This is a genomic window from Gottschalkia purinilytica (genome assembly GCF_001190785.1).
Lineage (GTDB): Bacteria > Bacillota > Clostridia > Tissierellales > Gottschalkiaceae > Gottschalkia_A > Gottschalkia_A purinilytica.
In genome coordinates this window covers 125422-141528 of sequence record NZ_LGSS01000002.1, presented here as the reverse complement: position 1 = coordinate 141528, position 16107 = coordinate 125422, and the positions used below count along the sequence as shown (strand labels likewise).

Genomic DNA, 16107 nt, shown 5'->3' with positions numbered 1-16107 from the left:
AATTATAGTCTGATAATATTAATTTATATTTTTTATGAAGCATATGAGTTATTTGTAGTTATTGACTAATAGGGGCTATTCTTCATGAAAACATACCTATTTTGTATAAATATATATTCCAGTCACATGTAAATTTTTACTATATATGTTAATATATAATGAACAAATATGAAGGAAGGATACATAAATGAATCAAAAATTAACTTTAGATATTTCAAATATAAATAAATTGATTGGAAAAAAACACATCTTAAATAATATATCTTTACGATGTGAAAGTGGTAAGATCTTTGGATTAGTAGGCCCAAATGGTTGCGGTAAAAGTTCGTTATTTAAAGTACTTTCTACACTATGGAATCCTACAAGTGGATCTATAAAAATAAATGATTTATGCTTACATAAAAATAAAGAAACCCTTTTGCCTAAAATCGGAGCTTTTATAGAAATGCCTAATATATATAATGACTTATCTGGAAAAGAAAATTTAAATATATTATTAAAGTTATATGGAATAAGAAATAAAGACTGGTATGAATTTCTGCTTCAAGAGTTTGATATTAGTAACTTTATGGACAAAAAAGTAAAGACTTACTCATTAGGAATGCGACAAAAAATAGGTTTAATAGCGTCTTTAATAAATAATCCAGATATAGTTTTTCTTGATGAACCAACTAATTCACTAGATATAAATACTGTGCATTCAGTTCATAACATAATTAATATATTGAAGCAAAACAACAAACTTGTTATAGTGTCAAGTCACATATTAGAAGAGTTAGATTCTTTAGTAGATAAAACTTTTATCATGAAATCTGGTCGTTTAATAGATACATACGCAAAACATAAAGATACTAGTACTTATATAGAATTTAATAACAAAATCAATTTGAGTGAATTATCATTAATCTTAGACAATATACCTTTTAAAGAAATAGATGATTTTACTATAGAAATTAATAATAAAGATATAAATTATGTATTAAAACTACTTACACAATCTGATTACACAATAAAAAATATATCATCAAATAATGATAACTTAAAAAGTAAATTTAATGAACTCATGGAGGAACAAATATGAAAGATTTAATCAAGATAGAGCTATATAAAATATCAAAAGGAAGAGACAAATACATATTAATTATATCTTTTGCATTAATGATTTTCCTAGCATGGACAAGTATCCTAACTGGTATAGATTCAAATAGTATGAATAGATCATTTTACTTTAATTTAAGCAAGTTTTTCCAAGTGAATTTTGAACTATTTCTTCCATTATCAATTGGGATTTTTACGATTTCACTAGTTTGTAATGAATTCTCAAATAAAACTATAAAAAACTACTTAATGTCAGGTTATACCAAAGAAAAAATACTATTTTCTAAATTAATTTCTATATATATAGTTGTAGCTTTTACATTTTTAATAACAATATCTATATTTATATATTTAAGTTATTTCTTATCTGATAAGAGCGCAATTTATAGAAATTTCAGAGTCGCAAGTAATATGGAGATTTCTTTAAATATAATTGGTGTAATTGGGATGATACTTTTATACATTTTTGCAGTAATATCTTTTTCTTTAATGCTAGGATATTTAACTAAGAAAAAAGGAGTATCTATACTGATATATATTATATTAATTACTATTATTTTATTATTATATAGTGGACTAAGAAAATTATTAACAGTTTCATCTTATACATTTTTTCAAACTTCTAATGCTCCTACTTATATAGGAGTTTACGGGTTTTATTTTAACAAAATAAGAGATACTATACCTAGCATATCTAACTCAGCACTATTCCTAGCAATTGCATTATTAGCATTTCATAAGCATGAGTATTAAAATTAGGAGGAAAATAAATGAATAAAGCTATAGCTTCACTTATAATAATATTTTCATTAACTTTGGGTCTGAATATATATATGAAGAAATCTAGAGTTGATAAATACTCATCTGAAGATTATTCTAGACAGTATAATGAAGTTATTAATAATACAATTAACTTCAATGAAGATGACTATAGAAAGTTAACATACTCTCAATTAAAAGAATTACTTGAAACATATTACGCAAGATATAAATATGACAAGTGTAAAGCCATTATAGAAATAATTTTAAAAGAATATGATAACAAAAGTGTTGAAACTCTTCGTAAAGCAATAGCAATAGCAGATGAAGAAATGAACTTTGAAAAAGTTGAAAAATACAGTAATACCTTAGCAACAGTATCTTATGGAGAAGATTTATTATTAGTATATAGTAATTTGAGTGATATTTATTTAATTTCTAATATAGATAAAGCTATAAATATTTTACAAAAAGCCTCAAATATTTCTAAAAGTGAAGGGATATATTTAAATACAATAAAAAATGAAGATTTAATAGAAAAAAAGCTAAATTTTTATAAAAAAATTAAGAACTACTCTCTTGATAAAAATCCAATTAAATACTATATGAGTATATTATCAGATAAGGAGCATATAACTTCTGATGGTGTAAAAAAGAAGTTACTATATATTTATAAAGATAAATACTATGATTTATATAAAGAGGACTATACAAAATTAAAAAATTCATTAATAGAACAACACATAATACAAGAATAAGAAAAGCTTTAAAAGTGAGTAATATATTAAAAATCATAAACTAATAACATAGTTTTAGTAACATTAATAAAAAGATATATTAGTTATAAAAACTTAGCTAAAATAAAGAAATACTTACTATATATATGACAAGGACTAAAAAAATGCTCAAAGCTTAATAACAAATTACTTAAAAGCATTTAGATTTATTAGGAGGTAGAGATGAATAAATTCATAAGTATTATAAGAGAGTTTTATGATGCTATAATGGATTTAATATTTGTCGAGAAAAATATATGCTTTATATGTAATAGTTATGATGAAGATATAACGAAAGATCATATATGTATAGATTGTTTAGAAAAGCTAATATTTATAAGACACAATGGTTGTACCATATGCGGAAAATACTTGGGAGATAATCTGAAACTTAGAAAATGTAAAGATTGTCTTAAACATCCACATAGTTTTACTAAAGCAGTTTCTCCAATTGTTTATGATGGAATAGCAAAAAAAGCTATATATGAATACAAATATAGTAATAAAACATATATGTACAAGATTTTCGGAAGGCTTATACTTCATTCAATTACAAATAGTGGATTTGATAAAGTAGATATGATAGTACCAGTACCTTTATATAAGTACAAGAAGAGACTTAGAGGATTTAACCAATCTGAACTTATATCAAAATATATCTCCAATAATTTAAGCATAGAAATAGATACAAAAAATCTACAAAGAGTGAGAGAAACAAAAGTTCAAAATGAACTACATAGAGAAGATAGAATAAAAAATATTAAAGATGCATTTATTGTAAAGGACAAAAAAGCTTTTATTAATAAAAATATATTATTAATAGACGATATATATACTACAGGAGCAACTGTAGATGAATGCTCAAGAGTTTTACTAGAATCAGGAGCAAAAAACGTCTTTGTTGTAACTATAGCTACAGGAAAAGATGATCAAACAAATAACTTGAAAAAGGAATCTTGGAAACTAATGTAGAATATTAACATACTATTTATTGTGGGGACTTGGAGGGGTAAATATGGATATAAGAAACTGTAAAAAGTGTGACCGAATGTATGCTTATGATGGATTTGATGTATGTATAAAGTGTAGAAATGTAGAAGATGAAATGTTTAAAAAAGTAAAAGAATATTTATATGATCATCCAGGAGCTGATATTCAAACTGTATCAACAGAAACAGGTGTAGAAGTAAAGAAAATTCTAAGATATCTTAGAGAGGGAAAATTAGAAATAAAGTCAGATAGCCCTAACTTTATACTTGATTGCGAAAGATGTGGAAAAGCTATAACAACTGGAAGATTTTGTGATAAGTGTATATTAGAGCTACAAAGAGAGTTAAAAAGTGTAATAATTGATGATAAAAATAAGGATAAGGATAAAAAAGATAAAGATAAAATGTATCTAGCAGATAGATATAAAAAGTAAATATAAATCCTTAAAGATAGCCTCCGTTCTTACCGATAATAGTTATAGAACTATGTTAAGAACGGGGGTGTTTTTATGAAAATTTTTAATGACAGAATAAGTAAAATACTAGAAGTGTATAACGGACAGCAACACATAAAAAATGTAAATAAAAATCAAGCACCTAAAAGAAGAGACGAATTGAACTTATCAAGTCATGCTAAAGAATACCAAGTTGCTATGAATGCTTTAAAAGATGTTCCTGATATTAGAAAAGAAAAAGTAGAAGAAATAAAGAAGCAAATTCAAATGGGAACTTATGAAATCGATTCTGATAAAATAGTTGAAAAAATGTTCGATACAATAAACATAGATAAAAAGGTATAAAGAGAGGGATTACCATGAGTAGATTAATTGAAGAACTGAAAGTAGTTTTGACTAAAGAACTAGAAGAATATAAGCAGGTATTAGAATTGGCTGATAAAAAAACAGATATATTAATTTCAGGTAGTATAGACAAAATAGAGAATATAACTAAAGAAGAATATGAAATTATATATAGAATAGAAGCATTAGAAAGTGATAGAGAAACAATAGTTTCGGATATAGAAAAAGGATTTAATATACAAGAACAAATGGACCTTACAACTTTAATTGGATACTTCAATGAACAAGAACAAGAAACCCTAAATACTATAAAAGATGAACTTACAGATATACTTGCGGAGTTAAAAGATAAAAATGAACTAAACAAAACACTTATAGATGATTCGCTACAATATATTGATCTAGGTGTAAACTTACTTACTGCTTCTTCAAGTCAAGGAACATATAAAGGAGATACAGGAGAAATTAATACTCAAAATAAAAATTTATTTGATATAAAAGCTTAAAGGAGGATTAAGATGGGGTCATTTTCAGGACTGTATATAAGCTTTTCAGGGGTAAATGCTAGTAAAAGATCACTTGAGAGCATATCTCATAATATATCTAATGTAGATAATTATTACTACACTAGACAAAGAGCAATACATGCTGACTCACCATATAATAAATATGGAAATTACAAAGTAGGATTAGGTGTTGATACTCAAAAAGTAGGACAGGTAAGAGACGAATTTCTAGATAAAAAAATCAGAGGGGAACTGTCTAAGTATGGATTTTGGGGAGTAAGAGCAGATATCTTTAGTCAAATAGAAGAAATAATAGGAGAAGACCTAGGTAAAAAAGATAAAAAGGATACTGAAGATATTGGACTTAGTAAAATAATGGATGATTTTTGGAAGTCTTGGGAAGAAGTTGCTAATGATCCTAGTAATAATACTAAAAGGGAACATTTAAAACAAAGAGCAATTGAATTCGTAGATAATGTAAATCATATATACAATCAACTTAATGATTTGCAGTTCAGTCTAAATAAAAACGTTAAAGATGTAGTAAGCTCCGTAAACGAAAAATCAAAAAGAGTAGCTGAACTAAATCAACAAATAGTTGCAAGTGAGGCTACTGGAGCAAAAGCTAATGATTATAGAGATGAAAGAAATAAGTTATTAGATGAACTATCTCAAATAATGGGGATAGACTATTATGAGACAAGCTCAGGATCAGTTAATGTTACATTAGGGGGAAGACACTTAATTTCAGAAGGAAGATATAGAGAGCTATCTACAGTAGAAGATGGTGGACCATTCGTAGATGTTTGTTGGGGAGATAGTGGAGAAAAACTAGACCTCGATGATGAATTGAAAAGCGGAGAATTATTAGGACTAATAAAAGCAAGAGGAAAGGGAGATAGTCCATCTATTGGAAGTAAACAATATGAAGAAATGATACCTACCATTAAAGCTCAATTAGATACTTTGGTAAATACTATAGCAAATGCAATAAATGGTATTCATGGAGGAAATGATACATCCAAACATTTTTTTGGATCTATAGATGGTAAAGATATAAGAGCCGGAAATATAAAGTTAAATATAGAGAACGTAAATGACATAATTGTTTCTGATTCAGGAGATGCAAATGATGGATCAATAGCTAAAGCTATACTAGATTTAAGAAATGGAAAGATATATGGAGAAGGTAAGCTAAACATAGATGAATTCTATAGGAATTTAATTGGAGATTTAGGTTTATCTGGAGAGGAATCGATAAATATGGCAATGGCTCATGAAACAGTAATAAATGAAGTAGAAGGTAAAAGAAAATCAATATCAGGAGTTTCGCTAGATGAAGAAATGTCAGAAATGTTAAAGTACCAACATGCTTATGTTGCAAATACGAGAGTGGTAAATGCTATAGATGAAATGATAGAGAACGTTGTAAATAGATTGGGTGTAGTTGGAAGATAATAAACATAATTTTAAAAGGGGTGAATATTTATGAGTTGGTTAGGTTTTAATACAGCTGTATCAGGGCTTATAGGAAGTCAAAGAAAGCTTTATACTACTAGTCATAATATTGCAAATGCAAATACGCCAGGTTATTCAAAGCAAGTAGCACGACAATCTGCTTCGACTCCACACTATATGAGTAGTGTAGGATACATAGGAACAGGAACACAAATTAATCTAGTAGAAAGAATCAGAAATAACTATCTAGATAACAAATATAGATCTGAAAGCTCACCATTAGGAGAATGGGGAATAAAAAAGGATGCACTTACGCAAATAGAACATATATTTGGAGAAGGGGAAGATCATGGATTAAGTGTAAATATAAATGACTTTTTTAAGACACTAGAAAAGTTGGGTACAAATCCTAGTGAATCATCACATAGAATTGCTTTTAGAGAGAGTGCTGTATCATTTACTAAACAGTTAAATGAGCTAGCTCAAAAGTTATATAAAGAACAAAAGGATTTAAATATTGAAATAGGTGGAAAAATAAAAAAAGTAAATGAAATAGGAGAGCAGATAAAAAACATTAATGATCAAATATTTAGACTAGAAATAGATGGACATCCTGCAAATGATTTAAGGGATCAAAGAGATTTATTAGTAGATGAACTTTCTAAAATAGTTGATATAAAAACTTATGAAGAGAATGGCAAATTCATAGTTACAGTAGGAGGATCCACTTTAGTAGAACATAATTCCGCTAGAAAGCTTAAATATCCGCCAGAGACAGTACCAAGTAGTATAGATCCTTCTATAGATTTATATAAAGTGCAATGGGAGAATGGCCAGGATGTTTTTCTTAAAAGTGGCGATTTAAAAGGATTACTTGAAGTAAGAGACGGAGATGGAAAAAATGGAAAATATAATGGAGTTCCGTATTATTTAGGTAGACTTGATGAGTTTGCTAAAGTATTCGCTGAACAAATGAATAAAATTCATGAACAAGGATATACATTGGGTAATCCACCGGAAAATGGAATAAAATTATTTGAAAATAGTAATGGCTCAGAAATAAGAGCAGATAATATTATGGTGTCAAAAAAAATAATGGAAGATCAAAAGAATATAGCGACTGCTGACGAAACAAATGGAGTAGAGAACAAAGGTATAGTAGAGGAATTACTAAAGTTAAGACACAAAAAGGACTTTTTCTCAGGACCAGACGTAACTTCAGGAGGTACTCCAGAGGATTATATAACTTCAATAATATCAGTGCTAGGAGTTGATAGCCAACATACACAAAGAATGGCAGATAAACAACAAATGATTGTAAAGAATGTTATGCAAAAAAGAGACTCAATATCTCAAGTAGATCCAGATGAAGAGATGTCAGATATGGTGAGATTCACTCAAGCGTATAATGCATCAGCAAGAATGATAACTACATTTGATCATATATTTGATGTTACTATAAACAGACTTGGACTTGTAGGCAGATAGATTAATATGAAAGGAGAGATATAGATGAGAATAACAAATGGTATGCTTGTTAGAAATATGATGGTGAATTTGAATAGTAACTTAAGAAAAATGGCGAAATATCAAAATCAAATGTCATCAGGTAAGCAGTTTCAACTTCCATCAGAAAATCCTATAGGAATGTCAAAGAGTTTAAAATTATATACAGATTTGTCTAAAATAGAACAATATGAATCTAATCTTAAAGATGCTATGTCATGGATGACTACTACAGAGAATGCTATTGCAGAAATGGGAGAAATATTCCAGAGAATTAGAGAATTGACAGTAGATGCCGCTAATGGAACAAAAACTGACGATGATACAACTAAAGTATCTGAAGAGATAAAGCAACTAAAAGAGCAACTTATAAAATTAGGAAATACTACTCATGCAGGAAGATATGTGTTTACTGGATATAAAACAGACAAAGAGCTTATGGATAAAGACGGTAACTATATTTATGATCCTTCTAATCCTTTAAAGAGTAGTGAATTATCTATTTACAATATAGGAATATCTGAAGATATAGAAGTTAATACAATCGGGACTAAGATTTTTGGAGTTTATGATGAAAATGATAAAACAAACCCTAATTTTGATAAAAATTCAGTAAATAAAGATAATAAATCCTATATGATACAGTTTCTTGATGACCTCATAGAGAATATGGAAAATGGAAATCATAAAGAAATAGGAGGTATGTTAGGGGGAATAGATGTTCTTAAAGATAATTTGTTGGCAGTAAGAGCGGAGATAGGAGCTAAAACAAATAGGCTTGAAATGACAGAAAAAAGATTAAGTTCAGATTCGATTAACTTTAGAGGTGTGCTATCCGAAAATGAAGATGTAGATCCAGCTGAAGTTATAATGAATCTTAAAATGGCTGAAACAGTATACCTTTCATCAATGGCAGCAGGTACTAGAATAATCCAACCAACATTAGTTGACTTTTTAAGGTGATATTATGAACAATCTTAGTATTACAACTGTAAAAGGGCAAATAGGTATAAATACTATGAATGCAGGACTAGACATAAGTCAACCTAAAGGAGAACAAAGTATAAGACAAATTAAACCTAAGATGAAAATTAATAAAGAACATCCTAAGGTTTTAATAGACCAAAGTCAATGTTTTTCAGAAATAGGGTTAAAATCTCGTGATGAATTTATGAGAGAATATGCACAACTAGGGAGACAAGGAGCACTAGAGGCGATAGCTAGAATATGTGAAGATGGAGATCGGATGGCTCAAATACAGAAAAAAATGCCACCAGCTATACCAGAAATAGCTAAAAAAAATGGAACACCTCATATAAGAGAATTTAATATAGATCTCATACCTAAAAGTAGACCTAAAATAGAAGTAACGGGTAGTCTAGATATTAACTGGCAACTAGGAGGAGTAGAATATTCATATGAGCCTAGAAAACCTGTAGTATCATATAATCCTGGAAAGGTAGAAGTATATATGAAGAAGTATCCTGAATTAGACATAAAGTTTATTGACAATAGGAAGTAATAAAGGAGAGAATAAATATGAGCCTAAGTGTAGCAAGTGTACAAGAAGATAACATAGAATACGAAAAGACAATTAACTTTATAGATGGTATACCGGGGTTTGAGGAATATAAAAAATTTGTCATAGTAAATAATGCTGATGAGAAAAATCCTTTTCATAAGCTTCAATCTGTAGAAAATGAAGAATTATCATTTATAATAATTAATCCATTTGTATTTAAACATGATTATGAGTTTGATTTACCTGATTGGTTCATAAAGAAACTTGAAATAGAAAATGAAAAAGATTTAGCTATATATACAATAGTAGTTGTTCCAGAAGATATAACTAAAATGACTGCTAACTTATTAGGTCCTATTATAATAAATATTAAAAATATGACAGGAAAACAAATAGTATTAGACGACAAAAGATATACTACAAAGTATTTAATAATAGATGAGCAAAAAAATAGACAGGAGTTATAGTTATGCTTATACTAACTAGAAAAAAAGGCGAGAGTTTAATTTTAAATGAAAATATAGAAATAAATATTTTAGATATAAAAGATGGAAAGATAAAGATAGGAATAAATGCTCCTAAAGATGTAAGTGTATATAGAAAAGAGTTATACGACTCTATTCAGAATGAAAATAAGAATGCTACATTAAGTAAAAATATAGATTTAAATATATTTAATGAAATTTTTAAAAAATAAAAGAAAAAATATAAAAAAATTCTAAAAATATATTAAAGTAGAAAAAGCATGTACCGATAATAATATTGAAAGGGCAAGGATGCCAAATAAAAAACTCAAGGAGGAATACATAATGAGAATTAATAACAATATGTTAGCGATAAACACTAACAGACAATTAGGAATTACTGGTGGATACCAATCAAAATCTATGGAAAAATTATCATCAGGATTAAGAATCAACCGTGCAGGAGATGATGCAGCTGGTCTATCAATCTCTGAAAAAATGAGAGCTCAAGTTAGAGGTCTTAACATGGCTTCAAAAAATGCTCAAGATGGTATATCACTTATCCAAACTGCAGAAGGTGCTTTAACAGAAACTCATGCAATACTTCAAAGAATGAGAGAATTAGCAGTACAAGCTGCAAATGATACTAACGAAACTATAGATAGAACATCTATAAAAGATGAATTAACAGAATTATCAAACGAAATTGATAGAATAGCAAAATCAACTACATTCAATGAGAAAAAACTATTAGATGGTTCTTTATCAGGAACAGCTAAAGCTCTTAACTTCCAAATAGGAGCTGACTGTGGAGTTTCTATGCAATTAGAAATAGGAAATATGGACGCTACTACATTAACAGTAAACAATGTAGCTAATAGTATATCAAATCATAAAGATGCGACAAAAGCTATAGATACTGTAGATAAGGCTATAAAGGCTGTTTCAGCTCAAAGATCAAAACTAGGAGCTAATCAAAATAGATTAGAACATACTATCAAGAACTTAGATAATGCTGCTGAAAATATTCAAGCTGCAGAATCAAGAATAAGAGATACTGATATGGCAAAAGAAATGGTTAACTTAACAAAACAAAACATATTACAACAAGCTGCTCAAGCTATGCTTGCACAAGCTAACCAAGCACCACAAGGTGTACTTCAACTATTAAGATAATTAAATTTAAAATAAAAAATATCCAGAGGAATTCCTCTGGATATTTTTTGTTTTAAAAGGAGAATATATATTTTTTGTAGAATTGTTCAAAATATATTCTATTTTGTCGATATACATTAATATAATGTGTGATTAGAATAAATATAGGCTGGTGAAAAGTATGAGACTAAGTCTTTGTATGATAGTAAAAGATGAAGAAGAAAATATAGTTGAATGTCTGGATAGAGCTTTAAAAGTGGTGGATGAAGCTATAATCGTGGATACAGGATCTATAGATAAAACAAGAAAATTACTTTTGGAGAAATATAGTGAAGATGACAGAGTGAAGATAATAGACTATGAATGGGAAAATGATTTTAGCAAAGCTAGAAATAAGTCCTTACAGTATGCTATGGGAGACTGGATATTAGTACTAGATGCTGATGAAAGAATATTTTGCAATAGGAATAGTCTTGAAAAGCTATTACTTGAGAATAAGGAAGTAGTATATAGTATTCCTATATATAATATATACGGAAAAGACAACTTTACAGTATCTACTTCTATGATACGTCTTTATAAAAATGATAACCCTATATATAAAGGAGCCATTCATGAACAAATTTTTATAAACGGGAAACAATATCTTGGAGGAACAATAGACAAAGATATATGCAAAATTTATCACTATGGATACGATAATGGTATATTTGAAGCTAAGAATAAAAGTAAAAGAAACATGGATATTATAAAGTCAGAAATAGAGAAAGATCCTAAAGATCCATTTAACTGGTATAACAAAGCTATAATGGAGATGATAGATGGCAATTTTAATAGCGCCTTAAACGACTTCATAAAAGCTCATAACTTATGTAACGGGATTAGAAAAGCTTATCATAATGACTTATTAATCAGAATGATACAATGTATGATGATGCTTAAAAGATATAAAGATACCATAAGTTTTATAAAAACTCTTTTAAAAGATGAATGCATAAATAAAATGCCAGACATATACTATTATTTAGGCATGTGTTATAAAGAAAGAAAAAAGTATAAGAAAGCTATAGAAAACTTTAAAAAAGCTATAGAAATTGGTGATTATTATGAAGGGATATCGAAGTATGGGACTGGAAGTTTTTTATCACTTATAGAATGGGGAGAAGTACTTAAAATTAACGGAAGATTAGATAAAGCTATAGAAAAATATAAAGAAGCTATATTTAATAAAAATAATCCTACTATGAAAGGATTAGAAGAACTTAAAATTTTACTAGAAGAAAATAATATGACATGTGAATTAAAAGAACTTGAAGAGGAAATAGAAGAAATAAAGGAAACTGGAACTAAAACAAATAATACAGAAGTAAAAATAGAACTTGAAAAGTATAAAGAAGAATTTAAAAATAACATACAAGTGTTATTAGAACAAGGGCTAATAAAAGAAGCTAAAGAGATGGTATTAGAGTTTGAGAAAATAGTAAAAAATGATGTAAGCGTTTTCTCTATTAAAGGTATTATGTCTATGATGGAAGGAAGTTTAGAAGAGGCAGAAAGAAACTTTTTAAAAGGGTTAGAAATAGAATCTTTCAATGTGGATATATTATATAACTTAGCTTACTTATATGAAAGTCAAGGAAAAATAACAAGCGCGTATAGATACTATATAAAGATACAGAAAAGTTCAAGTGATGAGATTCTATTAGATGAAGTTAAAGAGAAAATAAAAGAATATGAAAAGTTAAATAAAATAAAAGATTATAAGAATAGAAAAAAAGTTCTATTTATATCTCACATATTTCCACCGTTGGGTGGATCAGGAGTTCAGAGAAGCTTAAAGTTTGTGAAATACTTAAGAGACTTTGGATGGGAACCTATAGTAGTAACTACAGGAAAAACTAAATTTTTATTAAGAGATGAAGAAATGATATCGGAAATTCCAGAAGAAGTTGAAATTATAAGAATAGATGAAGTTGATAAAATAGACGGTAGATATTCTAAAAAATTAATAAAATTGTATAGTAATATAGTCAACGACAATGATCTAATCAAAGAATATGTACACTTTATAAGTAGCTCTCAAGAAGCTTATGATAACCTAATACTATTTCCAGATCAGTACATAGTTTGGGCTAAAGAAGTGTTAGAAAAGATTCACGATAAGGTAGACTTTAATGGTATAGATATGATATATACAACATCTGGACCAAACTCAGCTCATACTATAGGATACTATTTAAAAGAAAGATATAGTGTTCCATGGATAGCTGATTTTAGGGATGAATGGACTAACAATCCAATGATGAATTATGACAAAGAAAGTATAATATATAAAATGAGTTTTGCATTTGAACAAAGTATAATACATTATGCAGATAAAGTCGTTACTTGTACAGAGATATCTTCAGATAATTATAAGAGAATATTTAACTTAGATAATAAAAAAGTAGATACAATTACAAATGGATATGATGAAGATGATTTTAATAATATAAAAATTCAAAATTATAGAGATAAGTTTAGAATTATACACAATGGACTGCTCTATGGAGTTGATAGAAAAGTAGATAACTTTATAAAGGCTATTTATAATCTTATAATTAATGGATCAATAGATAAATCTAAAATAGAAGTTACATTTGGACCAACTGATGATACTGAAAGATATAAAAACATATTAAAAGATATGAAATTAGAAGAAAATATAATGTTTATAGATTATCTATCACATGAGGAAAGCTTAAAACTGGCTAGTAAAAGCAACTTACTTTTATTAGTTGTTGGAAAAAGTGAAAAATGGAAGGGAGTACCTACCGGGAAGATATATGAGTACTTGAGACTGTGCAAGCCTATATTAGCACTATCACCCAAGGAAAGTATAGTAGAAGAAATAATAGAAAAACAAAATAGGGGTAAAAATATTGAATTTGATGACATAAAAGAAATAGAAAGATATATTTTACAACAATATAACGATTGGTTAAATGGTAAAGAAAATAGTCTAGAAATAACAGATGAAGTTAAGATATATGAGAGAAAATTATTATCAGAAAATTTATCTAAGGTTTTTGATGAAATACATAATATTAAAAATAGAAGAAAATTGGCTTTTTTCTGTGTAAAAAATGGAGATTCATTTCTAGATGATATTATAACAAATTTATCACGAGAATATGAAATAAAAAAAATAATAATAGAAAAGTATGAAGAGTTTAATCTTATAGATAAATGGATGCAATGGAGTGACATATGTTGGTTTGAATGGTGTGATTCTTTAGCGGAGTATGGGAGTAAAATATCTATTGCTAAAGAAAAATTTATAATATGTAGACTACATAGTTATGAGGCTTTCACAAATAATCCTAATAATGTTAATTGGGATAACATAGACAAAATAGTATTTGTAGCTGAACATATAAGAAGATTTGTTATAGATAAATTTGATATAAGAGAAGAAAGAACATGCGTTATTCCAAATGGCATTGATATGAAGAATTGGACATTCAAAAGTAGAAATGACGGATTCAACATAGCAAATGTTGGTTATATAGACTATAAAAAAGGACCAATGCTATTATTACAAGCATTTAAGTCAATATATGATATGGACTGTAGATATAAGCTTTATTTAGCAGGAAAATTTAAAGATGATAGGGATGTACTATATTTTAATCAAATGGTAAAACAATTAGGCATAGAAAAGAATGTATTTTTTGAAGGATGGCAAAATGATTTAGATAATTGGCTAGAAGACAAGAACTATATATTATGTACTAGTGTATTAGAATCACAAAATATGAGTGTAATGCAGGCTATGTCTAAAGGTATAAAACCTATAATACATAATTTTGTTGGAGCAAAAGGTATATATAAAGAAGAATATATATGGAATACTATAGATGAAGCATCTAATTATATTGTAAGTAACAATTATGATTCAAAAGATTATAGGGATTTTATTAAAAATAATTATGAGCTTAGTAAAACCATAAAATCTATAAGAAATATTATAAATTGTACTGAAGATAGTGTAAAAGAAGAAAGAGATGTAGAACCATTAGTTACTATAGGCGTAACTACATATAATTGTGAAAAGTATCTAACTGTATGCTTAGATTCTATTTTAAAACAAACTTATAAAAATATTGAAATTTTAATAGTAGATGATTGCTCTACAGATAATACCATTAATATTATTAATAGATATAAAGAAAATCATAAAAATGTTATAAGTATATATCATGATAAAAACTCGGGAGGAGCTTCAAAAGGTATAAACGAAATTATTAGAAATTCAAATGGTAAATATTTTCAGTGGATTGCATGTGATGATTCATTACAGCCACAAGCCATAGAAACATTTGTCAAATTTATGGAGAATAATGATAGTATTGATTATGTTTATAGCAATTTCAATATAATAGATAAATATAGTAAAATAAAGGAAAAATGTAGATATAATGAACTTACATCAAATGAAATTATAAAACATATATTTAATACATGTTCTACACCCATACCATTAAACTGTTTATATAGAAAGTCGTTTTTTGTGGATAATGAAGTCAATTGGATAATCTATAAAGGAAATGATTTCTCTTGTGACACTATAAATATATTAAACTTCATAAAAAATGGAATTAAAATAAGAAAACTAGAGGACTATCTTGTAAATTATAGGATACATGATAAAAATCTTTCATATAACATAGAAAAAAGAATATATGGAAGTACAACTATTATAGACTATATAGTAGAAAATTTTGATGAGGATATCTATTTGCCAAATATAGAATGGAGCTCTATCAAGAACAGAAAAGTATATAAATCGTACATTATTTCTAGAGTTTTCGAAGAATATATAAAGAATCACTTAAATGGGGATTTAATACCTAAATATATAAATAATAATAAAAAAGATATAGAGCGATATATGAATTACTTTGCAAAAAGAGGAATATATTATTTAGAGAAATTTATAAGCTATACAAATGGTAATGATTCAGAATCAGAAAGATTAAAAGAATACTTTAGTAAATACTGTCTAAATTAGATAGAAAAAATATTAAGGAGC

General features: G+C 27.5%; 15 protein-coding genes. All 15 read left to right on the top strand.

The features are described from left to right. The first annotated feature begins 187 nt into the window (after positions 1-187). The 15 genes from CLPU_RS02440 to CLPU_RS02370 all read left to right on the top strand — a co-directional run bounded on the left by CLPU_RS02440 (position 188) and on the right by CLPU_RS02370 (position 16086). On the top strand, positions 188-1081 hold the full coding sequence (locus CLPU_RS02440; RefSeq protein WP_050354058.1) for an ABC transporter ATP-binding protein: 894 nt from the start codon (positions 188-190) through the stop codon (positions 1079-1081). Then, the gene (locus CLPU_RS02435) at positions 1078-1851 is read left to right on the top strand and encodes an ABC transporter permease (protein ID WP_050354057.1); all 774 of its coding nucleotides are present in this window, start codon (positions 1078-1080) and stop codon (positions 1849-1851) included. Before CLPU_RS02440 ends, CLPU_RS02435 begins: the two co-directional genes overlap by 4 nt. A gap of 17 nt (positions 1852-1868) precedes the next feature. After that, entirely contained in the window at positions 1869-2615 is a 747-nt protein-coding gene (locus CLPU_RS02430; RefSeq protein ID WP_050354056.1) for a hypothetical protein, read from the top strand. A 201-nt stretch (positions 2616-2816) separates the two neighbouring features. After that, positions 2817-3605, top strand: a complete 789-nt coding sequence (locus CLPU_RS02425) for a ComF family protein (protein WP_050354055.1) — start codon at positions 2817-2819, stop codon at positions 3603-3605. Positions 3606-3648: 43 nt separating this feature from the next. After that, positions 3649-4056 carry a TIGR03826 family flagellar region protein gene (locus tag CLPU_RS02420; RefSeq protein ID WP_050354054.1) on the top strand — a complete coding sequence of 136 codons (408 nt, stop codon included), beginning with the start codon at positions 3649-3651 and terminating at the stop codon, positions 4054-4056. A gap of 75 nt (positions 4057-4131) precedes the next feature. After that, a complete protein-coding gene (flgM, locus tag CLPU_RS02415; protein WP_050354053.1) occupies positions 4132-4422 on the top strand; it encodes a flagellar biosynthesis anti-sigma factor FlgM in 291 nt (96 codons plus the stop codon). A 14-nt stretch (positions 4423-4436) separates the two neighbouring features. Then, positions 4437-4928, top strand: coding sequence for a flagellar protein FlgN (locus CLPU_RS02410; protein WP_050354052.1), 492 nt, complete (start codon positions 4437-4439; stop codon positions 4926-4928). Positions 4929-4940: 12 nt separating this feature from the next. Then, positions 4941-6386 carry a flagellar hook-associated protein FlgK gene (gene flgK, locus CLPU_RS02405; RefSeq protein ID WP_050354051.1) on the top strand — a complete coding sequence of 482 codons (1446 nt, stop codon included), beginning with the start codon at positions 4941-4943 and terminating at the stop codon, positions 6384-6386. A gap of 30 nt (positions 6387-6416) precedes the next feature. Further along, positions 6417-7874 (top strand): flagellar hook-associated protein FlgK, encoded by a 1458-nt coding sequence (gene flgK, locus CLPU_RS02400; protein ID WP_050354050.1) that lies wholly within the window; start codon positions 6417-6419, stop codon positions 7872-7874. Between the two features lie 24 nt (positions 7875-7898). After that, entirely contained in the window at positions 7899-8855 is a 957-nt protein-coding gene (gene flgL, locus CLPU_RS02395) for a flagellar hook-associated protein FlgL (RefSeq protein WP_050354049.1), read from the top strand. Positions 8856-8859: 4 nt separating this feature from the next. Continuing rightward, positions 8860-9414: a DUF6470 family protein gene (locus CLPU_RS02390; RefSeq protein WP_200898450.1), complete on the top strand. Its 555-nt coding sequence runs from the start codon at positions 8860-8862 to the stop codon at positions 9412-9414. A gap of 17 nt (positions 9415-9431) precedes the next feature. Beyond that, the gene (gene fliW / locus CLPU_RS02385) at positions 9432-9881 is read left to right on the top strand and encodes a flagellar assembly protein FliW (RefSeq protein ID WP_050354048.1); all 450 of its coding nucleotides are present in this window, start codon (positions 9432-9434) and stop codon (positions 9879-9881) included. Positions 9882-9883: 2 nt separating this feature from the next. Further along, entirely contained in the window at positions 9884-10111 is a 228-nt protein-coding gene (gene csrA / locus CLPU_RS02380) for a carbon storage regulator CsrA (RefSeq protein ID WP_050354047.1), read from the top strand. A 112-nt stretch (positions 10112-10223) separates the two neighbouring features. Continuing rightward, positions 10224-11054, top strand: coding sequence for a flagellin N-terminal helical domain-containing protein (locus CLPU_RS02375; protein ID WP_050354046.1), 831 nt, complete (start codon positions 10224-10226; stop codon positions 11052-11054). Positions 11055-11214: 160 nt separating this feature from the next. Beyond that, positions 11215-16086 (top strand): glycosyltransferase, encoded by a 4872-nt coding sequence (locus CLPU_RS02370; RefSeq protein WP_050354045.1) that lies wholly within the window; start codon positions 11215-11217, stop codon positions 16084-16086. The last annotated feature ends 21 nt before the right edge of the window (positions 16087-16107 follow it).